Raw genomic sequence first — 21,038 nt, 5'->3', positions numbered from 1 at the left:
GCCAGCGTCGGCGGACACCCCGCGACCGGGGGAAACGACCGCGTGACCCCCTGACGGTTCAAGGGCACTACGGAATCGGCCGTGGCACATTACTTGCCAGGTCGGCCGCTGTCGGCTCCCGGATGGGGTGACCGCGACATGGTGGCACAGATCACGGCGATGGCCATCCCGCCCAGCGTGAAGAAGGTCAGCCCCAGCGCATCGCCGAAGACATAGTCGCCTTCCGGCCGTCCGCCGAGCAGAATCACGATCGAAATCAGCCAGCCCGCTGCGGGGGCCAAGGCGCCGAGTTGGGTGCCGAAGACGCGCCGCCCGCCGTGGAACAGCCCGGCGCAGGCCGCCAGGGCCAGCAGCAGCCCGCCGGGGAACCAGGCGGCCTGGACCAGTGAACCGGCGATCCCGACGAGTGCGCCGAGGACGACCAGGGCCGTGTAGACGGCGATCCGACCGGGTTTGAAGGGCGCGGCCGGTCCGGTGGCCGGGGCGCCGCCGGAAGGCGCCCCGGAACGGGCGGCGCGCTGCCTGCCGTCGCTCATCGTCCCGCTCCCGCTTCCGTGCCCGTGTGCGCGTCCGTGCCGGGCTCCACGCCGGCGTACGTGCCCGTTCCCGCCTGTGCACCCGTTCCCGGGGCGGCGCCCGCTTCCGTGTCCGGTGCGCCCAGGGACAGGTGGCCGTCCGGTACGCCCGCGAACAGGTCGTCCTCGTGCCCGCCCGGCCGGGCGCCGGAGGGGCCGCGCACCAACTCGTAGTACTCGGAGGTGAGAACGGGCTGGCCGAGGTCGTTGGAGAGGGCGAAGAAGTCGCCGTCCACGACGATCTGCGTGGCGTGGGCGCGCATCGCCGCGCGCTTGGCCTCCGCATGGGCCGAGCCGTCGATCCTCGTGGTGATCCGGGTGTCGTCGACCACACCGGGGACGTCCGTCAGCGCGGCGATCCCCGGGAAGGCGTCCGGCGCCGTCCCGCGCAGGCGCGCGAAGCCCTCCTCCACGACCGAGCGCGGCACCCGGTTCCAGTAGATCTTCGCGATGGTGTGCGGGCCCCCGGAGTCGGCTCCGTACGCGGGATCGGCGGCCAGTTCCGCCGCGCGCATCGCGACGCGGTGCGCCTGGATGTGGTCGGGGTGCCCGTAGCCGCCGTCGGGGTCGTAGGCGATCAGGACCTGCGGGCGCGCCGAGCGGATCACCGCCACGAGATGGGCCGCGGCCTCGTCCACGTCCGCGGACCAGAAGGAACCGGGGCGGTGGTTCTGCTCCACGCCCATCATCCCGGAGTCGCGGTAGCGGCCGGCACCGCCGAGGAAGCGGTGATCGGTGACGCCGAGTTCCTTCATGGCCGTGGCGAGTTCGCCCCGGCGGTACGGACCGAGGGCGTCGTCCCGGTCCGCCGCGAGATGGGCGAGGGCGGGCGGGATGACCTCGCCCTCCTCGCCGAGTGTGCAGGTCACCAGGGTGACCTGGGCGCCCTCGGCCGCGTACTTGGCCATGGTGGCGCCGTTGTTGATCGACTCGTCGTCGGGGTGCGCGTGCACCAGAAGCAGGCGCCGGGCGGGGTGGTCCGTCATGGGACCACCCTACGAGCCGAGCGCCTGGTGGTGTGGCCGGGAAGGTTGTCCGGGCAGCTCGCGGCGCCCGGTGAACCTTGCCGGTCACCGCACTGGTGAGCCGACCACGCCTGCGTGCCGGCACCGAACCGCCATGTCGGCACCGGACCGCCGTGCCGCCGAACCGGGACGCGCCGCCGAGCCGTGCCTCATGGGCCGTACTCGGAAGCCGCTGTCTCGGGACCGTGCCTCAGAGGTCGTGTCTCGAAGCCGGAAGCCGTGCCTCGGAAGCAGCGCTTTGAAGGCCGTGCCTCAGAACTTGAGATTGCCGATCATCCCGGCCACGTTCGTGGTCAGGTTCGCGATGCTGGGCGCGATGGACGAGCTGGCGAGATAGAAACCGAGCAGCGCGCAGACCGCCGCATGTCCGGCCTTCAATCCGGATTTCCGGATCAGCAGGAAGACGACGATCGCCAGCAGCACCACCGCCGAAATCGAGAGTGCCACGGCGGTTCACCTCCATCAGTACGGTCGGGACGGGCAGCACACATGGAGCCAGCAGGTTCATACCCACCGAGCGCTACGGATCATAACTTTCCGTGCCACCGCATTGATCGGGGCACGGCAGCACGAGGGGCGCACGGACGGTGGATCGGGGCCTGGGCAGTGGTTCGGGGACTAGGTTCGGGCCATGACTTCGCAGAAGACTTCTTTTCCACGCCAGCACGCCAGGACGATGCGCTTCACCCTGGGCGCTCCACGGGCGTTCAGCATCTCACCCGACGGAAAGCGGGTGGTCTTTCTTCGGTCAGATTCCGGCACGGACCGGTCGGGTCGGCTCTGGGTGCTTGACCTGCCCGAGGGCGGCACTCCCGCGGAACGGCTCGTCGCCGATCCCGAGGCCCTGCTGGGCGGTTCGGCGGAACGCCTGTCGGCCCAGGAGCGGGCCCGGCGCGAGCGGAGCCGCGAGGGCTCCTCGGGGATCGTCGGCTACGCGGTCGACGCGGCGGCCGAGTTGGCCGCGTTCGCCCTCTCCGGGAAGGTGTACGTCGCGGAGTTGCGGGCGGGGACGGCACGGGCACTGCCGGTTCCGGGCCCGGTGATCGACCCGCGCCCTTCGCCGGACGGGCGGCACATCGCGTACGTGGCGAAGGGCGCGCTGCGCGTCGTGGGCGCCGAGGGCGACGGGGACCGGGCGCTGGCGGAGCCGGAGACCGCGAACGTCACCTACGGCCTGGCGGAGTTCGTCGCCGCCGAGGAGATGCAGCGCTCGCGGGGCTTCTGGTGGTCGCCGGAATCGGACCGGCTGCTGGTCGCCCGGGTCGACGACAGCCCCGTGCGGCGGTGGTGGATCGCCGACCCCGCGCACCCGGACCGCACGCCCGCCGAGGTCGCCTACCCGGCGGCCGGGACGCCCAACGCCGAGGTGCGGCTCTTCCTGACGGACCTGGACGGCGGTCGCACCGAAGTGGTCTGGGACCGTGCGCGGCACCCGTATCTCGCCCAGGTGCACTGGTCCTCGGCGGGGGCCCCGCTGCTCCTGGTGCAGGCCCGCGACCAGCGCAGCCAGCTCTACCTCGCGGTGGACACGGAGACGGGCGCCACGCGGACGGTGCACGTCGACGAGGATCCGATCTGGCTGGAAATCTTCCCCGGAGTTCCCGCCTGGGCTCCGGACGGGCGGCTCGTGCGGATCGCGGACGAGGGCGGGGCCCGGGTGCTCGCGGTCGGTGACCGTCCGCTGACCGGGGCGCAGTTGCAGCTCCAAGCGGTCCTGGACATCGGCGAATCAGACATTTTGGTGTCGGCGTCGGCGGGTGAGGAGGCCGCGGCGCCGGAGATCGGCGAGAGCCATGTGTACCGGGTCAACGAGCTGGGCGTCGAGCGGATCTCCGAGGAACCGGGGATCCATTCGGCCGTCCGCGGGGGTGGCGTGACGGTGCTGGCCTCCCAGTCGCTCCAGTGGCCGGGGGTGCGCGCCGAGGTGTTCCGCGAGGGCAAGCGGATCGCCACCATCGCCAACTTCGCCCAGGAACCGGTGATTTCGCCGCGGGTGTCGCTCACCGAGGCGGGCGCGCGGCGGATTCCGTGCGCCGTGCTGCTCCCCCGGGACCACAAGGAATCAGACGGCCCGCTTCCGGTGTTGATGGATCCGTACGGCGGTCCGCACGCCCGCCGGGTGCTCGCCGCGCACAATCCGCACCTGACCTCGCAGTGGTTCGCCGACCAGGGATTCGCCGTGGTCGTCGCGGACGGCCGGGGCACTCCGGGCCGCTCGCCGGGCTGGGAGAAGGCCGTCAAGGACAACCTCGCCCTTGCCCTGGACGACCAGGTCGAGGCGCTGCACGCTTTGGCCGAAAATCATCCGCTGGACCTCGGCAGGGTGGCAATCCGCGGCTGGTCGTTCGGCGGCTATCTGTCGGCGCTGGCGGCACTGCGGCGGCCGGATGTCTTCCACGCCGCGGTGGTGGGCGCGCCCGTGACCGATCTGCGGCTCTACGACACGCACTACACCGAGCGCTACCTCGGCGACCCGGCCGAGCAGCCGGAGGTGTACGCGCACACCTCGCTGCTGACGGACGACGGGCTCTCGGAGGCGGCGGAGCAGGTGCGTCCGATGATGATCATCCATGGTCTGGCGGACGACAACGTGGTGGTCGCGCACTCGCTCAGGCTGTCGTCGGCGCTGCTGGCGGCGGGGCGCCCGCACGAGGTGATGCCGCTCAGCGGGGTGACGCACATGACGCCGCAGGAACAGGTGGCGGAGAACCTGCTGCTGCTCCAGGTGGACTTCCTGAAGCGGTCGCTGGGGCTGCGGGGCTGAGCCGGGCCGGGCGCCGTGCGGGGTGTCCGGCCGCGTTCCGGTGGGGGTGTCCGAAGACCGATTCCGGTCACCGGACACACCCACCGGTTCGGTTCGCGTTCTCGGCCCCGTCACCGGATCCTCGATGAACCGTCGACAGACCGCCACCGATTCCTCACCAGCTCCTCACCTGCCCCGCACTGAGGCTTCGCCGGATTCTCACCAGATCGTCACCAGCCCGGTGGCGGCTGGGACGGCGGAGGCGGCGGCTGATGGGGCGGATGTGGTCCGAAAGCTCCGGGGTCGGAGCCCGGGTGGCCGTTCCCCGGTCCGGGGCCGGAAGCGGGGTATCCGTAGCCCTCCCCGGGGCCGGAACCGGGGTATCCGTAGCCCTGCCCCGGGTCGGGCCCCGGATGGCCGTGGTCCTGCCCGTACTCGGGTTCGTATCCCTGATACGGCGGGACGGAGACATCGGCCGGGCCCCGCACGGCCAGCACGACGAGCACGGCCGCGCCGGCGATCAGCTCGAAGGTCCAGCTCAGCACAAGGAGCTGGTGCTCCACGGACAGTTCGCCGAAGCGCTCCAGTACGCCGGAGTCCAGGGACCGGTTCAGCAGCGACGCCGCGCTCGGCAAGAGGATGCCCGCGGCGATCAGGCCGAACGGCCGGGCGTGCGGGGCGCGGGCGAGGGCGCTCACCCCGGCGAACAGGCAGAGCAGCACGACGAAGGCACTGGTCCAGCCCTGTGGCGGGTCGATCAGCCCGCGGAAGGCCAGGTCCCCGCCCAGGTACCAGTCGGGGAAGAGGCCGGGGTTCTTCACCAACTGCCAGATCTCCCAGGCGGCGCGGACCGCCGCCGAGGCGCCCAGCAGCAGGAAGGCGAGCGCGCCGGCGCCCTGGCCCGGCCGGACCGGTACTCGTTCGGCGAGGTCGGCCGGCGGGCGACGCCCCGCACCCGCCGTGATGAGCATCGCGATCGCCGCGCCCACGGCCACGAAGGCGCAGATCAGAGCGCGGGTGCGCAGCTCGTCGGAGTACTGGTGGCCCATCCGGGACGTCCCGATGTTCCAAAGCCCGGGAAGCCGGAAGGCGAGCGTGAGCACACCGGTGGCGACCAGCGCGGAGGCGGCCACCGTCGACCGCGGGACGACGAGGGCGACGACGACGTACACCACGAACAGGGCCACGTCGACGGTCGAGGCGGCAGGCATCGCGGGCAGCCGCGCGTCCTCGAAGCCCGCCCAGTACCGCAGGAGCTGACCCGGTTCGGCGACCGCGCCGAGGTCCCGCACGATCCAGCCCGCGACGATCGCCGCGAGCAGGGCGCAGAGAACGGCGCCGGTGATCCTTGCCCCCCGTGTGAGTATCACCCGAGCGATACTCCACCTTCCTCCCGAACCGGGCAAGGGGGCTGCCGGGTTGTTGCGCGAGGAAGGCCGACGCTCAACGGGCTTCCGGCCGGGGGACGTTGGCCCCCGGCCGGTCCACGGCGTCCGCACGGCCGTCCACCTCCCCCGCCGACGCACCGGAGTGCCGGGGCAGCAACGGCCGGACCGGCCCGCGCGTCACGGCTCACGCGGTCGGTGCACCGAACCGCTGCCACACGGTCAGCGCGCCGGGCCGGCCCCGGACGGCGGCGCCCCGCCCTCCCCGTCCCCCGCATCCTGTCCACCCCGTCCGCCCGGTCCACCCGGCCCGCCCGGTGGCGCCATCCGCCTCTCCTCCGCGAAGTGGCAGGCCGAGGCGTGCTCCGCGGGGCCGCCCGTCAGCCGGAAGACCTCCGGGACCGCCAGCGGCGGTACCTCCCGCGCGCAGCGCTCCCGCGCCTTCCAGCAGCGGGTCCGGAAGGGGCAGCCCGAGGGCGGGTCGGCGGGTGAGGGGATGTCGCCGCGCAGGATGATCCGCTCCCGGCGCTCGCGCGCCGTCGGGTCCGGCACCGGCACGGCGGACAGCAGCGCCTGGGTGTACGGATGGGTGGGGTGGTCGTAGATCTGCTCGTCGGTGCCGCTCTCCACGATCCGGCCGAGGTACATCACGCCCACCCGGTCGGAGATGTGCCGGACGACCGACAGGTCGTGCGCGATGAAGACGTAACTCAGCGCGAACTCGCTCTGGAGCCGGTCCAGCAGGTTGATGACCTGCGCCTGCACCGACACGTCGAGCGCGGAGACCGGCTCGTCGCAGATGATGATCTCCGGGTTGAGCGCGAGGCCGCGGGCGATGCCGATGCGCTGGCGCTGACCGCCGGAGAACTGGTGCGGGTAACGGTTGACGTACTCCGGGTTCAGGCCCACCACGTCCAGCAACTCCTGGACCTTGCGCCGCCGGTCGCCCTTCGGCGCCGCCTCGGGGTGGATCGCGTACGGCTCCCCGACGATGTCGCCCACCGTCATGCGCGGGTTCAGCGAGGTGTACGGGTCCTGGAACACCATCTGGATGTTGCGGCGCACCGCCTTCAGCGCGCGCCCCGAGAGACCGGTGATGTCCTCGCCCTTGTACCTGATCGCCCCGGCCGTCGGCCGTTCCAGATGCACCAGCGTCCGGGCCACGGTCGACTTGCCGCAGCCCGACTCCCCCACGATGCCGAGCGTCTCCCCCGCCGCCAGGTCGAAGGAGACCCCGTCGACCGCCTTGACCGCGCCGATCCGCTTCTTGAACAACACGCCCCGGGTGAGCGGGTAGTGCTTGACCAGGTCCCGGACCTGGAGGATCGGTTCGCCGGGCACGCCTCCGGGTTCGCGGGCGCTCCCGCGGCCGGCGCGCGTCGAGTGATCAGCGCGCATGGAGCGCCTCCTGCCAGAAGTGGCAGGCGCTCCGGCGCCGCTCGGTCACCTCGTACAGCGGGGGCGGCGCCCCGTGCCGGCAGACGTCCCGGGCCAGCGGGCAGCGCGGGTGGAAGGCGCAGCCGGGCGGGACGCTCAGCAGACTGGGCGGCAGGCCCTTGATCGCGTACAGCCCCCGGCCCTTGTGGTCCAGGCGCGGAATGGACCGGAGCAGGCCCCTGGTGTACGGGTGGGCGGGGGCCCGGTAGAGGTCGTGCACGGGGGCCGTTTCGACGATCCGGCCCGCGTACATGACCGCGATCCTGTCCGCGACGTCGGCGACCACGCCCAGGTCGTGGGTGATCAGGATCAGCCCCATGTCCAGCTCGCGCCGGAGCTCCGCGAGCAGGTCCATGACCTGCGCCTGGACCGTCACGTCGAGCGCCGTGGTGGGCTCGTCCGCGATGATCAGCGAGGGCTCCAGGGCCAGCGCCATGGCGATCATGATGCGCTGGCGCATTCCGCCGGAGAACTGGTGCGGGTAGTCGCGGACGCGCTGCCCCGCCGCCGGGATGCGCACCCGGTCCATCAGCTCGACGGCCTTCGTCCGGGCGTCCTTGCGGGACATCCCGCGGTGGACGACGAACATCTCGCCGAGCTGGTCCCCGACGCTGACCACCGGGTTGAGGGAGGACAGCGCGTCCTGGAAGACCATGGCCATCTCCCGGCCGCGGATCCTCCTGCGCTCCTCCTTCCCCAGTGTCAGCAGGTCGCGGCCCTTGAAGAGGATCTCGCCGCCGCCGATCCGTCCCGGGGGCATGTCGAGGATGCCCATGACGGCCTGCGCGGTGACGGACTTGCCGGAGCCGGACTCTCCGAGGACGGCCAGCGTCTCGCCCTCGTCCACGGCGTAGCCGACCCCGTCGACGGCCTGGGCGACGCCGTCGCGGGTGTGGAACTCCACGTGCAGGTCGCGTACTTCGAGCAGCATGGCGGGGCTCCTCAGCGCAGCTTGGGGTCGAGGGCGTCGCGCACCGCGTCGCCGAGCATGATGAAGGCGAGGACCGTGACCGCCAGGGCCCCGGCGGGCCAGAGCAGCATGTGCGGGGCGTTGCGGATGTACGGGGAGGCGGCGGAGAGGTCGATGCCCCAGGAGACGGCGGGCGGCCTCAGCCCGACGCCGAGGAACGACAGGGTGGCCTCCAGCGCGATGTACGTGCCGAGCGCGATGGCCGCGACGACGATGACCGGTGCGACGGCGTTCGGGGCGATGTGGCGCAGCAGGATCCGGGTGTGGGAGGCGCCGAGGGCCCGTGCCGCCTGGACGTAGTCGTTCTGCTTGGCGGTGATCACGGAGCCCCGGGCGATGCGGGCGATCTGCGGCCAGCCGAGCAGCACGATGAAGCCGATCACCGGCCAGACGGTGGAGCCGGTGACGACGGAGAGGAAGACCAGCCCGCCGAGGACCACCGGGATACCGAAGAAGACATCGGTGATCCGGGAGAGGACGGTGTCCCACCGGCCGCCGGAGTATCCGGCCAGACCGCCGAGGACACCGCCGAGGAGGGCCACGCCGAGGGTGGCGCAGACGCCGACGGTCACCGAGTTCCTGGCGCCGTGGACGGTGCGGGTGTAGACGTCGCAGCCCTGTCCGTCGAAGCCGAAGGGGTGGCCGGGGCGGGGGCCGTCCTGGGCCCTGGCGAGGTCGCAGTCGAGGGGGTCCTGACCGGCGATCAGCGAAGGCCAGACGGAGATGACCACCAGGAAGAGGATGACCAGGGCGGAGACGAGGAAGACCGGGTCGCGGCGCAGGTCCTGCCAGGCGTCGGACCACAGACTGCGCGGCTTCCGGGCGGGGCCGGTGCCCCCGGGCCCGCCGGGTGCCCTTCCGAGGGTCGCGCCCTCCTCCAGGGCGAGGCCCGTCGCGCCCCCCGCCCCGCCGGGTGAGATCGCCTCGTCCGGTGTCTGCTGCTCAGGCATAGCGGATCCTCGGGTCGAGTACGGCGTACAGCAGGTCGACGAGCAGGTTGGCCGTCAGGAAGACGAGCACCAGGACGGTGACGAAGCCGACGACGGTCTGGGAGTTCTGGCGCAGGATGCCCTGGTAGAGCTGGTAGCCGACGCCGTGGATGTTGAAGATCCGCTCGGTGACGATCGCGCCGCCCATGAGGGCGCCGATGTCGGTGCCGATGAACGTGACGACGGGGATCAGCGAGTTGCGCAGCAGATGGCGGACGACGACGCGGCGACCGGGCAGCCCCTTGGCGACGGCTGTGCGGACGTAGTCGGCGCGGGCGTTCTCAGCGATCGAGGTCCGGGTGAGCCGGGTGACGTACGCCAGCGAGACCGAGGCGAGGACCAGCCCGGGGACGATCAGTTCGTTCACGGGCGCCCCCGGCGAGACGGAGGGTCTGACGACGCCCCATTCGACGCCCAGGAGGAGTTGCAGCAGCAGACCGGTGACGAAGGTCGGCACGGAGATGACGACCAGGGTCAGGACGAGGACGGTGGTGTCGACGGGACGGCCCCGGCGCAGTCCGGTGACGACGCCGAGGCCGAGGCCGATGACGATCTCGAAGACGATCGCGACGAGGGTGAGCCGGATCGTGACGGGAAAGGCGCCGCCCATCAGCTCGGTGACCTTCTGCCCGTTGAACGCGGTGCCGAAGTCGCCGGTGAAGACGTTGCCCATGTACGTCGCGTACTGCTGCCACAGGGGCTTGTCGAGGCCGAACTCCGCACGGAGCCGGGCGGCGGTCGCGGGGTCGCACCGGCGTTCGCCGCAGAGGCCCGCGACGGGGTCGCCCATCACGTTCACCATGAGGAAGATCAGCAGGGTGGTGCCGAAGAAGACCGGGATCATCTGCAGCAGCCGCCGGATCACATAACGTCCCATGAGGGCTCCCGGGATTCGCGGGGTGGCGGGGCTCGGCGCCGGGGCGGAGGGCTCAGGGCCGGGACGGGGGGCCCGGACCGGCTTCGGGCCGGGACGGCTTCGGCCGGGGGTTCTGGAGCGGCTTCGGGCCGGCACCCGGGAACGGCGGGCGGTGCGCCGAGGAACGCCCGTCCCTTCGGCGGGTCACTTGACCCGGATCCCCTCGTACACCGGGACGCTGAACTGGTTCAGCGTCACATCGCTCACCCGCTCCGAGTAGCCCGCGCTGCCGTTCTGGTACCAGAGCGGGATGACGGGCATCTGTTCGGCCAGGACCTTCTCCGCCTCCTGGAAGGTCGCCACGGCCCTGGCCCGGTCGGACTCGGCGTTGGCCCGGTCCACCAGTCCGTCGAACTTCTTGCTGCTCCACCTGCCGTCGTTGGAGGAGGCGTCGGTGTAGTACAGCGGCTGGAGGAAGTTCTGGATCAGCGGGTAGTCCATCTGCCAGCCGGCCCGCCAGGCACCGGTCGGCTTCTGCCGGGCCACCTGGCCGCGGAAGTCGGCGAACGTGCCGACCGGGGCGCCGACGCACGCCTCGTTGTTGCCCATCACCCGGTTGATGCTGTTGCAGACCGCGTCCACCCACTCCTTGTGGGAGCCGGTGTCCGCGTTGTAGGTGATCGTGAGCCGGCCGCCGGGGATGCCGCCGCCCTCCTGGATCAGCCTCTTGGCGCGGGCCGCGTCGAACGCGCAGGGCGCTCCGCACAGCCCCTCCTTGAATCCGCCGTGCTCGCCGAGAACCGGGGAGGTCCAGTCGGAGGCGGGGGTGCGGGTGTTCCGGAAGATCTGGTGGGTGATCTGCTCCCGGTTGATGGCCATCGACAGGCCCTGGCGGACCTTGACGGCGCCGGGAGTGGTCCACTTCCGGTCGTAGAACGGAAAGGCCAGGGTCTGGATGATGCCGGCCGGGGTGTTGATGTAGCGGGAGCCGAGGTCCGCCTTGACGTTCTTCAGCTGCGCGGCGGGCACGTCGTCGACGAGGTCGAGGTTCCCGGCCATGAGATCGGTGTAGGCGGTGTTGCCGTCGGTGTAGACCTGGAGGTCGATACCGCCGTTCCGCGCCTTGTCGGGGCCGGGGTAGGCATCCCATCTGCGCAGGCTCATCGCGGCGCCCCGGGTGTACGAGTCGACGGTGTACGGGCCGTTGCCGACGGGCTTGGCCAGCCAGCCGGCGTGGTCGGTGAAGAAGGCCCGGGGCAGCGGGGCGAAGGCGGGGTAGCCGAGGGTGTCGGGCCACAGGGAGAACTTCTGCGACAGCCTGACCGTGAAGGTGCGTTCGTCGACCACCCGGAGGCCGGAGAGCGTCTTCGCGGTGGCGGGGCCGGCCGCCGGGTGGACCTGGTGGTATCCGTCGATGTAGCCGAAGAAGTAGGCGTTCTTCTGGTTGTTCTTCAGCACGGCGCCGTAGTTCCAGGCGTCCACGAAGGATCTGGCCGTGACCTTCTCGCCGTCGCTGAACGTCCAGCCCTCCTTCACGGTGATCGTGAAGTTCTGGTTGTCCTTGGTCTCGATCCGCTCGGCCAGCATGTTCGTGGCGGCGCCGGTCCCCGGGTCGTAGCGCTTGAGCCCCCGGAAGATCATGTCGAGGACCTTGCCACCCTGCACCTCGTTGGTGTTCGCCGGTTCCAGCGGATTCTGCGGGTCGCCCCAGGAGGACCTCACGATTCCGTCGGGACCGCCGCGGAGCTCTTCGCCGCCTCCGCATGCCGTCGCCGCCAGGGCGACGGCCGCCGTGCAGGCGACCCACCCGGCCCGTGTGGCTCCGCGCATGGAGTGTCTCCTCCTCATCCCCGGTCACATCGCTCCGTGTCACAGAATTCTCACTCCGTGTCACATACCGGCCAATATCACCTCCGGGCACGGTGCACGCATCTCGTCCACGGCCGTACGTGTACATCCGTCACCTGTCCGACGGGGCCGCAGCGGCCTGGGCGGCGTCGAACGGGCCCGAGCGCGATCTGACGGGCCGACGGCCGAGTGGAGGGCCCGGAGAGCCCCCGGAGACCCACGGACTTGACGCGACGTCGGGTCGACGGTGCGCTCCGGTGCCGACGCGGCGGACGGCCGCACGCGCAGAACACCGGACCCGACGGGAGGCCGGACGTGACGGAGCGTGGCCCACGCGACGGGGTGCCGGGCACGGCGGACGGGCACGGCGGGCGGTCCGGCACGACGGCGGCGGGACGAACACGACGGACGGCCCGGAACCTCATGGTTCCGGGCCGTCCGTCTCATACGCGCCGGGTCAGGCGCGCCGGGTCACGAAGCCGCGCCGACGACGTCCTTCTCCTCGGCGAAGTGGCAGGCCGATTCGTGCGCGGCCGGCGTGTCCGAGGTCTTGAAGCGCTCGGGCACGGCCAGCAGCGGCATCTCCTGGGCGCACTTGTCCTGCGCCTTCCAGCAACGAGTGCGGAAGCGGCAGCCGCTCGGCGGGTTCGCCGGGGACGGCACGTCACCGGTGAGGATGATCCGCTCGCGGTGTGCGCGCGCGTCCGGGTCCGGCACCGGGACCGCCGACAGCAGCGCCTGGGTGTACGGGTGCGTCGGGTGGTCGTAGATCTGCTCGTCGGTGCCGATCTCGGCGATCTTGCCGAGGTACATCACGCCGACCCGGTCGGAGATGTGCCGGACGATCGACAGGTCGTGCGCGATGAAGAGGTAGGAGAGGTTGAACTCGTCCTGGAGCTTCTCCATCAGGTTGATGACCTGCGCCTGCACCGACACGTCGAGCGCGGAGACCGGCTCGTCGCAGATGATGATCTCCGGGTTGAGCGCGAGGCCGCGGGCGATGCCGATGCGCTGGCGCTGACCGCCGGAGAACTGGTGCGGGTAGCGGTTGATGTACTCCGGGTTCAGACCCACCACGTCCAGGAGCTCCTGGACCTTGCGGCGGCGGTCGCCCTTCGGTGCCACCTCGGGGTGGATCTCGTACGTCTCGCCGATGATGTCGCCCACCGTCATACGGGGGTTGAGCGAGGTGTACGGGTCCTGGAACACCATCTGGATGTTGCGGCGGACGGCCTTGAGGGCCCTGCCGGACAGCCTGGTGATGTCCTGGCCCTTGTAGAAGACCTCGCCGGAGGTGGCGGTCTCCAGGAGCATCAGGAGCTTGGCGACGGTGGACTTGCCGCAGCCGGACTCGCCCACGATGCCGAGCGTCTCGCCCTGGTACAGGTCGAAGGAGACTCCGTCGACCGCCTTGACCGCGCCGACCTGCCGCTTCAGGAGGATGCCCTGGCTCAGCGGGAAGTGCTTGACCAGATTGCGCACCTGAAGGATCGGCTCACCGCGTTCCACCGGCGCGTCGATGGCCGCGACCGCCGCGGTCTCGCTCATGGCCTCGTTGCCGACGACCTCGGTGACGTTCGGCGTCGCGTCCATGGTCTCGTCCGTCTTGTCGTGCTCAGCCATGGATCGTCTCCTTCCAGAAGTGGCAGGCGCTGCCGCGGCCGGGCAGTTCGCTGCCGTCCTGCTCGGAGACCGGGACCAGGGCCGGGATCTCGGTGCGGCAGATGTCCTCCGCCTTGGGGCACCTGGGGTTGAAGGCGCAGCCGGACGGGATCTTGAGCAGGTTGGGGGGCAGGCCCTTGATCGCGTAGAGCTCCTGGCCCTTCTGGTCGAGCCGCGGGATCGAGTCGAGCAGACCCCGGGTGTACGGGTGCGCGGGCCGCTTGTACAGCTCGTGCACCGGGGCCGTCTCGACGATCCGGCCCGCGTACATGACCGCGATCTTGTCCGCGACGTCGGCGACCACGCCGAGGTCGTGGGTGATCAGGATCAGGCCCATGTTGTACTCGCGCTGAAGCTCCGCGAGCAGGTCCATGACCTGCGCCTGGACCGTCACGTCGAGCGCCGTGGTGGGCTCGTCCGCGATGATCAGGTCCGGCTCCAGGGCCAGCGCCATGGCGATCATGATGCGCTGGCGCATACCGCCGGAGAACTGGTGCGGGTAGTCGCCGACGCGTTCCTTCGCGGCGGGGATCTTGACCCGGTCCATCAGCTCGATGGCCTTGAGCTTGGCGTCCTTCTTGGAGAGGCCCTGGTGGACCCGGAACATCTCGCCGAGCTGGTAGCCGACCGAGAGCACCGGGTTGAGGGAGGACAGCGCGTCCTGGAAGATCATCGCGATCTTCTGGCCGCGGATCTTCCGCCGCTCCTCGAAGCTCATGGTGAGCATGTCCTGGCCGCGGTACAGGATCTGGCCCTGCGGGATCTTGCCGGGCGGCATGTCGAGAATGCCCATGATCGCCTGGGCGGTCACGGACTTGCCGGAGCCGGACTCACCGAGCACGGCCAGGGTCTCGCCCGAGTCGACGCTGTAGTTCACGCCGTTGACGGCCTTGGCGACGCCGTCACGGGTGTGGAACTCCACGTGGAGATCGCGCACTTCGAGCAGCGGAGTGCTGTCCGACGCCCCGGCGCGCGGCGCCGGGAGGTCTGCTGTCTTGTCGATGGTGGTCACGTACGCCCTCCTCAGCGCAGCTTCGGGTCGAGGGCGTCGCGCACCGCGTCGCCGAGCATGATGAACGCGAAGACCGTGATGCTGAGCATTCCCGCCGGGAAGAGCAGTGCATGCGGGTTGTCGCGGATGGCCTGGCTGCCCTCGGAGATGTCGATGCCCCACGAGACCGTCGGGTCGGCGAGACCGAGTCCGAGGAACGAGAGCGTCGCCTCGGCCGAGATGTACCCGCCCAGCGCGATGGTGGCCACGACGATGGTCGGGGCGATCGCGTTCGGCAGGACGTGCCGGAAGAGGATGCGCGAGGTACCGGCGCCGAGCGCGCGGGCCGCCGTCACATAGTCCGCCTGCTTCGCGGTGATCACGGAGGAGCGCATCACACGGCAGATCGAGGTCCAGCCGAGGAAGGCGAGAGCCAGGATCACCACGTAGACCTTGCGCTCGGTGAAGGCGTTCAGGACGACCATCGCGCCGAGCAGGAAGGGGATGCCGAAGAAGATGTCGGTGATCCGGGAGATCACCGCGTCGAGCCAGCCGCCGAAGTATCCGGCGAGCATGCCCAGCAGGCCGCCGACGATGGTGACCGCCGCGGTGACGCCGACGCCGACCATGATCGAGGCGCGGGTGCCATAGATGACACGCGCGTAGATCGACCGCCCCTGGCCGTCGTAGCCGAACCAGTCGGGCTGGAAGAAGTGCCCCAGCTCCGGCTTGGTCAGGAAGTGGTTGGTCAGATCGCCGTCACGCGGGTCCACGCTGGTGAACAGCCCCGGGAACGTGGCGATGATCAGCAGAAGCAGCAGCAGGATCGAGGAGATCCAGAACATCGGGCGATGACGCAGGTCGTACCAGGCGTCACCCCAGAGGCTTCGCGGCTTGCCCTGAGACTGCTGCCCCTCCGCAGCCGAGGGAGCGGTGGTGGCGTCCGCCACCGCCTCGGTCTTGGTCTCGGTCACGTCAGGCATACCGGATCCTCGGGTCCAGGACCGCGTACAGCAGGTCGACGAGCAGGTTGATCACAAGGATGACGAGGACGAAGACGGTGACGACACCGACGATCGTCGATCCCTCACGTTGCTGGAGCGCCTTGAAGAGCAGGTTTCCGACACCTTGGACGTTGAAGATGCCCTCGGTCACGACCGCTCCGCCGATGAAGCCGCCGACGTCCGTACCCAGGAACGTGATGACGGGGATCAGCGAGTTGCGCAGCAGGTGGACACCGATGATGCGGTGGCGAGGCAGGCCCTTGGCCATGGCGGTGCGCATGTAGTCGGCACGGAGGTTCTCCGCGAAGGTGGTGCGGGTCAGTCGCGCCACATATGCCATGGAGAGCATGGCGAGCACGAAGCCCGGTAGGAACAACTGCGCGTAGCTCGTGGAGTCCTGGACGTTGGGGGCCACCCAGCCGAGCGTGTCCGCCAGGACGAAGCGGGCGAGGAAGCCGAGCACGAACACCGGGATCGAGATGACGATCAGGGTGAAGATCAGCACGCCGGTGTCGGCCGCCTTGCCGGCCCGCAGGCCCGCCCAGGCACCGAGCCCGATGCCGACGATGATCTCGATGAGCATGGCCACGGCAGTCAGCCGCAGCGTCACCGGGAAGGACTCGGACATCTCGTCGAGGACCTGGCGACCGCCGAAGGTCTTGCCGAAGTCGCCCTGGAAGAGATTGGCCATGTAGTCGACGTACTGCTTCCACAAGGGCTGGTCGAGCCCGAACTCGTGGCGCAGCGAGGCGACCTGTGCGGGGTCCGCCGCCTTGTCTCCCCACATCGCCCGGATGGGGTCGCCGGGAAGGATGTGGACCATGAGAAAAATAATCAGAGTAGTCCCGATGAATACCGGGATCATCTGGAGCAGTCGCCGTGCGACATAACGCCCCATCATGCCTCCATGCCGTGAGGGGTCGGCGAGGGCCTGCTCAGAGTTGTCTCCGCCGCGGGGTGTGGGGGAGAAGCCCCGGGGCCTCCGCGCCTACGGCCGGTCCCGCCGCTCCTGTGAAGGAAGCGGCGGGACCGGCCTTCGGATCCCGATACTTACTTCTTGGCCTTCACCTGGACATCGGTGAAGATGGGGTCGCCGTCCTGACCGTAGACGATCTTGCCGTACACGTTGTTCGACTGGCCCGAGTTGTTCTTGTAGAACCACAGCGGGATGGCCGGGAGGTTCTCCTTCAGGAGCTGCTCGGCGTCCTGGTAGAGCTTGACGGTCTCGTCCAGCGTCTTGGCCTTGTCGGCCTTCGAGGCGAGCTCGTCGAACTTCTTGTTGGAGTAACCCGAGGTGTTACCGGCGGCCGTGGTGCCGTACAGGTCGCGCATGAAGTTCGAGTTGACCGGGTAGTCGAGCACCCAGCCACTGCGGTAGATGGACTTGACCTGCTTGTTGTCGCGGGCGTTCAGGTCGGCCTGGAAGTCCGGCTTGGAGTCGCCGACGCACTCGACACCGGTGGCCTTGCGGATGCTGTTGCAGACCGCGTCGACCCACGGCTTGTGGGACTGGTCGGCGTTGTACTGGATCCAGATCTTGTTCTCCGGAACGCCGCCACCCTCCTTGATGAGCTCCTTGGCCTTGGCCGGGTCGTACGTGGTCACGTCGCCCAGGGCGCCGGCCTTGTAACCGAGCACACCACGGGCGACGAAGGAGTCGGCCGGGCTACGGGTGCCGTGCAGCACGGTCTTGGTGATCGTGTCGCGGTCGATCGCCATCGACAGACCCTGGATGACCTTGGGGTCGATGCCCTTGAACTGCTTGGTGTAGAACGCCGGGACGATCGTCTGGACCGCGGAGTACTCGGCGTCGATGGCGCGGTCACCGAGGTCCTGCTTGTAGCTGGTGAGCGACGTGGTCGGGACCTGCTCGATCCAGTCGAGGTTGTCCGACCGCAGGTCCGAGTAGGCGGCCTCGGCGGTGGTGTAGTTCTTGAAGTCGATGCCACCGTTCTTGGCCTTGTTCGGGCCCTGGTAGTCGTCGAACTTCCGGACCTTGATCAGCTTCTTGTGGTCCCAGGAGACGAACTTGTAGGGACCGTTGCCGATCGGGTGCTCACCGGCGGCCTTCGGGTCCTTGAAGAAGGACTCGGGCAGCGGCGCCCACACGATGTAACCGAGCTTGTACGCGAAGTACGAGACCGGGCCGTTCAGGGTGATCGTGAAGGTGTTCTCGTCGACGACCTTCAGACCCGACATCTTGTCGGACTTCGGCTCGCCCTTCGCCGGGTGAACGTCCTCGTAACCCTTGACGTCCTCGAACCAGCTGGAGTTGGTCTGGTTGTTCTTGACGTTGGCCGACCAGTTCCAGGAGTCCACGTAGGACTGGGCGGTGACCGTGGTGCCGTCGTGGAACTTCCAGCCCGGCTTGAGCTTGACGGTCCACTCGGACGAGTCGGCGTTGGGGGTGACCGACTCGGCGTTGACGTAGACGAGCTTGCCGGTGCCGGGCTCGTAGTCGACCAGGCCGGAGAAGATGGTGCGCAGGACGCGGCTGCCCTGGCTCTCCTTGGCGTTCGCCGGCTGGAGCAGGTTCTGCGGCTCGCCGAGCTGGGCGGTCAGAACCCCCTTCGGGTCCGCCTTGCCGGAGTTCATTCCGCTGTCGCTGTCCTTGCCCCCGCCGCCACAAGCGGTCACGCCCAGGGCGATGATTGCCGCTCCCGCGACCCACTTGGCGCTCTTGGCACCACGCATGGGTTTCCTCCTCATGAGTCCACTTTTGACTACAAGAAGGGCACTGGAGTGATACACCGACACCCCTGACGGTGATCGTTCAGTGCCCCGAGTGTGCTCGTGAGTCGGCACTCCCCACAGTGCGTGACCCATTGACCCGAGCTCATCGAGCCAACTATTAAGGACAGCTGGGCCGTAAACCACACCTAAAGGGTCTCGTTTTGGCAACATCAACTGCACGCGTAGACCCGAAATGCGGACAAAGCGATCCTAGACAGACACCCCCGAAACGGACCGTTAATACATGTTCCGGAGAGCGACGCCCGATAACCGGACATCTGATCGATGAAAGTGGGTTGTATATCAGCGGAATCTTCGCTCTCAGTTCCTGACACCGCAACACATGCCGCACCGAGGGTCGAAACGAGTCCGCACCGACGCCGTCGCGGGGTTCCTCCGGTTCGTCCCGAAAGCCCCCGAGGCGTCAAGGAACGCCCCGAGACCGACCGAGCAGGCCTCCCGAAAAGACCCGGCCCCTCCGCGCGGGGCGGAGGGGCCGGGTCCGGGCAGGCGAGTTTCAGCGCTTGGCGCGTGAGGCGGCGCGGGCGCGCTCGCGGGAGTCCAGGTTCACCTTGCGGATGCGGACGGCCTCCGGGGTGACCTCGACGCACTCGTCGTCCCGGCAGAACTCCAGCGACTGCTCCAGGGAGAGCTTGCGCGGCGGCACGATCGACTCGGCGACATCGGCCGTGGAGGAGCGCATGTTGGTGAGCTTCTTCTCCTTGGTGATGTTGACGTCCATGTCGTCGGCGCGGGAGTTCTCCCCGATGATCATGCCCTCGTAGACCTCGGTGCCCGGCTCGATGAAGAGGACGCCCCGCTCCTGGAGGTTGGTCATCGCGAAGCCGGTGACGGCACCGGCACGGTCGGCGACGAGCGAACCGTTGCTGCGCGTGGTCAGCAGACCGAACCACGGCTCGTGGCCCTCGTGGATGGAGTGCGCGATGCCGGTGCCCCGGGTCTGCGTCAGGAACTCGGTGCGGAAACCGATGAGACCGCGGGAGGGGACGACGAACTCCATGCGGACCCAGCCGGAGCCGTGGTTCGACATGTTGTCCATGCGGCCCTTGCGGACGCCCATGAGCTGCGTGACCGGGCCCATGTGCTCCTCGGGGACGTCGACGGTCAGGCGCTCGACGGGCTCGTGGACCTTGCCGTCGACCTCCCTGGTGACGACCTGCGGCTTCCCCACCGTCAGCTCGAAGCCCTCACGGCGCATCTGCTCGACGAGGATGGCCAGCGCCAGCTCGCCGCGGCCCTGCACCTCCCAGGCATCGGGACGCTCGGTGTCGAGGACGCGGAGCGAGACATTGCCGATCAGCTCGCGGTCGAGGCGGTCCTTGACCTGGCGGGCGGTGAGCTTGCGGTCCTTGACGGCCGCCTTGTTCTCGGCACCCTTGCCGGTGCCGCCGCGGCCGACCAGCGGCGAGGTGTTGGTGCCGATGGTCATCGAGATGGCGGGCTCGTCGACCGTGATCAGCGGCAGCGCGATCGGGTTCTCCGGGTCGGCCAGCGTCTCGCCGATCATGATGTCCGGGATGCCGGCGATGGCGCAGATGTCGCCCGGACCCGCCACCTCGGCCGGCTTGCGGGTGAGCGCCTCGGTCATCAGCAGTTCGGAGACGCGGACGTTGGACATCGTGCCGTCGCGCCGGATCCAGGTGACGGTCTGGCCCTTGCGCAGCTCGCCCTGCTCGACGCGGCAGAGCGCGATGCGGCCCAGGAAGTTGTCGGCGTCCAGGTTGGTGACGTGGGCCTGGAGCGGGGCGTCCTCGTCATACCGCGGGGCCGGGATGTGCTGGAGGATCGTCGAGAAGAACGGCTCCAGGCTGGTGGAGTCGGCCGGGACGGTGCCGTCCTCCGGCTTGGTCAGCGAGGCGATGCCGTCACGGCCGCAGGCGTAGACGATCGGGAACTCGATCTGCTCCTCGTCCGCGTCCAGGTCGAGGAAGAGGTCGTACGCCTCGTTGACCACCTCGTCGATGCGGGCGTCGGGACGGTCCGTCTTGTTGATGCACAGGATGACGGGGAGCCGGGCCTGAAGGGCCTTGCGCAGCACGAAACGCGTCTGCGGGAGCGGGCCCTCGGAGGAGTCCACCAGCAGCACCACGCCGTCGACCATCGACAGACCGCGCTCGACCTCGCCACCGAAGTCGGCGTGGCCCGGAGTGTCGATGATGTTGATGGTGATCGGGTCCCCGCCGTCCTTGGGGTGGTACTTCACCGCCGTGTTCTTGGCGAGGATCGTGATGCCCTTCTCACGTTCCAGATCGTTCGAGTCCATGACCCTGTCGTCCACGGAGTCGAGCTGGTGCGCGGCGAAGGCACCGGCCTGCTTGAGCATGCCGTCGACGATGGTGGTCTTGCCGTGGTCGACGTGGGCGACGATGGCTACGTTGCGGATGTCATGGCGCGTGGGCATGTGTGGCTTGAGCTTCTCTCGGATCGTGGGATCAGGCGTCTCAGTCGCTCTCGGGTCCTCGTACGCCCGCCGGGCGTACGCGCCACGGCTACCCACCATCGTAAAGGGCCGACGCCGTAGCGGCTTCCCCGGCGGACTCCGGCCGCCCGCCGCACGGGAATCCCCGCCGGGCGCGCACCGGCCGCCGCCCCGCCTCGGCACCGGGTACTCACCCGCCGTCCGGCAGCCGGTCCGCCCCCGCTGACCAGGTCGGCCGCAGGGGCTCTCCGGCCGCTCCGAGCGGCATCGGGCGCCTCGCCCCGTCGCTTGCGCCTCCGGGCGTGCACGCCTCGGTGCGCGGCGGTACGGCGCGGGCTTCGTGTTCGCATCACCGTGGCCATGTCTTCCGACGGATTTCA

Annotated in this window: 16 protein-coding genes; 1 reads left to right on the top strand and 15 read right to left on the bottom strand. The window is 69.6% G+C overall.

The features are described from left to right. Positions 1-89 precede the first annotated feature (89 nt). From ACIHCL_RS21685 to ACIHCL_RS21675, 3 genes are all read right to left on the bottom strand, one after another. Positions 90-536, bottom strand: coding sequence for a DUF6113 family protein (locus tag ACIHCL_RS21685; protein WP_399864048.1), 447 nt, complete (start codon positions 534-536; stop codon positions 90-92). Beyond that, positions 533-1,561: an N-acetyl-1-D-myo-inositol-2-amino-2-deoxy-alpha-D-glucopyranoside deacetylase gene (gene mshB, locus ACIHCL_RS21680; protein WP_399864046.1), complete on the bottom strand. Its 1,029-nt coding sequence runs from the start codon at positions 1,559-1,561 to the stop codon at positions 533-535. Before mshB ends, ACIHCL_RS21685 begins: the two co-directional genes overlap by 4 nt. A 291-nt stretch (positions 1,562-1,852) precedes the next feature. Further along, complete coding sequence (locus tag ACIHCL_RS21675; protein WP_399864045.1) at positions 1,853-2,047, bottom strand: hypothetical protein; 195 nt, start codon at positions 2,045-2,047, stop codon at positions 1,853-1,855. Positions 2,048-2,231: 184 nt separating this feature from the next. Here ACIHCL_RS21675 and ACIHCL_RS21670 point away from each other — a divergent pair, with 184 nt between their 5' ends. Beyond that, the gene (locus tag ACIHCL_RS21670) at positions 2,232-4,364 is read left to right on the top strand and encodes a prolyl oligopeptidase family serine peptidase (RefSeq protein ID WP_399864044.1); all 2,133 of its coding nucleotides are present in this window, start codon (positions 2,232-2,234) and stop codon (positions 4,362-4,364) included. A 209-nt stretch (positions 4,365-4,573) separates the two neighbouring features. Here ACIHCL_RS21670 and ACIHCL_RS21665 read toward each other — a convergent pair whose 3' ends face one another. The 12 genes from ACIHCL_RS21665 to typA all read right to left on the bottom strand — a co-directional run bounded on the left by ACIHCL_RS21665 (position 4,574) and on the right by typA (position 20,640). Beyond that, positions 4,574-5,713, bottom strand: a complete 1,140-nt coding sequence (locus ACIHCL_RS21665; RefSeq protein ID WP_399864042.1) for a hypothetical protein — start codon at positions 5,711-5,713, stop codon at positions 4,574-4,576. A gap of 237 nt (positions 5,714-5,950) precedes the next feature. After that, a complete protein-coding gene (locus ACIHCL_RS21660; protein WP_399864041.1) occupies positions 5,951-7,126 on the bottom strand; it encodes an ABC transporter ATP-binding protein in 1,176 nt (391 codons plus the stop codon). Further along, positions 7,116-8,096: an ABC transporter ATP-binding protein gene (locus ACIHCL_RS21655; protein WP_399864039.1), complete on the bottom strand. Its 981-nt coding sequence runs from the start codon at positions 8,094-8,096 to the stop codon at positions 7,116-7,118. Before ACIHCL_RS21655 ends, ACIHCL_RS21660 begins: the two co-directional genes overlap by 11 nt. A gap of 11 nt (positions 8,097-8,107) precedes the next feature. Beyond that, on the bottom strand, positions 8,108-9,085 hold the full coding sequence (locus ACIHCL_RS21650) for an ABC transporter permease (protein ID WP_399864037.1): 978 nt from the start codon (positions 9,083-9,085) through the stop codon (positions 8,108-8,110). Next, the gene (locus ACIHCL_RS21645) at positions 9,078-10,001 is read right to left on the bottom strand and encodes an ABC transporter permease (RefSeq protein ID WP_399864035.1); all 924 of its coding nucleotides are present in this window, start codon (positions 9,999-10,001) and stop codon (positions 9,078-9,080) included. Before ACIHCL_RS21645 ends, ACIHCL_RS21650 begins: the two co-directional genes overlap by 8 nt. Positions 10,002-10,184: 183 nt before the next feature. Next, positions 10,185-11,810 carry an ABC transporter substrate-binding protein gene (locus ACIHCL_RS21640; protein ID WP_399864033.1) on the bottom strand — a complete coding sequence of 542 codons (1,626 nt, stop codon included), beginning with the start codon at positions 11,808-11,810 and terminating at the stop codon, positions 10,185-10,187. A 489-nt stretch (positions 11,811-12,299) separates the two neighbouring features. Then, on the bottom strand, positions 12,300-13,451 hold the full coding sequence (locus tag ACIHCL_RS21635) for an ABC transporter ATP-binding protein (RefSeq protein WP_399864032.1): 1,152 nt from the start codon (positions 13,449-13,451) through the stop codon (positions 12,300-12,302). Further along, on the bottom strand, positions 13,444-14,502 hold the full coding sequence (locus ACIHCL_RS21630) for an ABC transporter ATP-binding protein (protein WP_399864030.1): 1,059 nt from the start codon (positions 14,500-14,502) through the stop codon (positions 13,444-13,446). Before ACIHCL_RS21630 ends, ACIHCL_RS21635 begins: the two co-directional genes overlap by 8 nt. An 11-nt stretch (positions 14,503-14,513) precedes the next feature. Next, positions 14,514-15,464 (bottom strand): ABC transporter permease, encoded by a 951-nt coding sequence (locus ACIHCL_RS21625; protein ID WP_399864028.1) that lies wholly within the window; start codon positions 15,462-15,464, stop codon positions 14,514-14,516. Next, positions 15,457-16,383 (bottom strand): ABC transporter permease, encoded by a 927-nt coding sequence (locus ACIHCL_RS21620; protein ID WP_399864207.1) that lies wholly within the window; start codon positions 16,381-16,383, stop codon positions 15,457-15,459. Before ACIHCL_RS21620 ends, ACIHCL_RS21625 begins: the two co-directional genes overlap by 8 nt. Positions 16,384-16,535: 152 nt before the next feature. After that, positions 16,536-18,179 carry an ABC transporter substrate-binding protein gene (locus tag ACIHCL_RS21615; protein WP_399864027.1) on the bottom strand — a complete coding sequence of 548 codons (1,644 nt, stop codon included), beginning with the start codon at positions 18,177-18,179 and terminating at the stop codon, positions 16,536-16,538. 556 nt (positions 18,180-18,735) lie between these two features. Beyond that, entirely contained in the window at positions 18,736-20,640 is a 1,905-nt protein-coding gene (gene typA / locus ACIHCL_RS21610; RefSeq protein ID WP_399864025.1) for a translational GTPase TypA, read from the bottom strand. Positions 20,641-21,038 lie beyond the last annotated feature (398 nt).

Source organism: Streptomyces sp. NPDC052042 (assembly GCF_044548345.1).
In the GTDB taxonomy this organism is placed as follows: Bacteria; Actinomycetota; Actinomycetes; order Streptomycetales; family Streptomycetaceae; genus Streptomyces.
The sequence above is the reverse complement of the archived record's forward strand: the minus strand, read 5'-3'. Positions and strand labels throughout refer to the sequence as shown.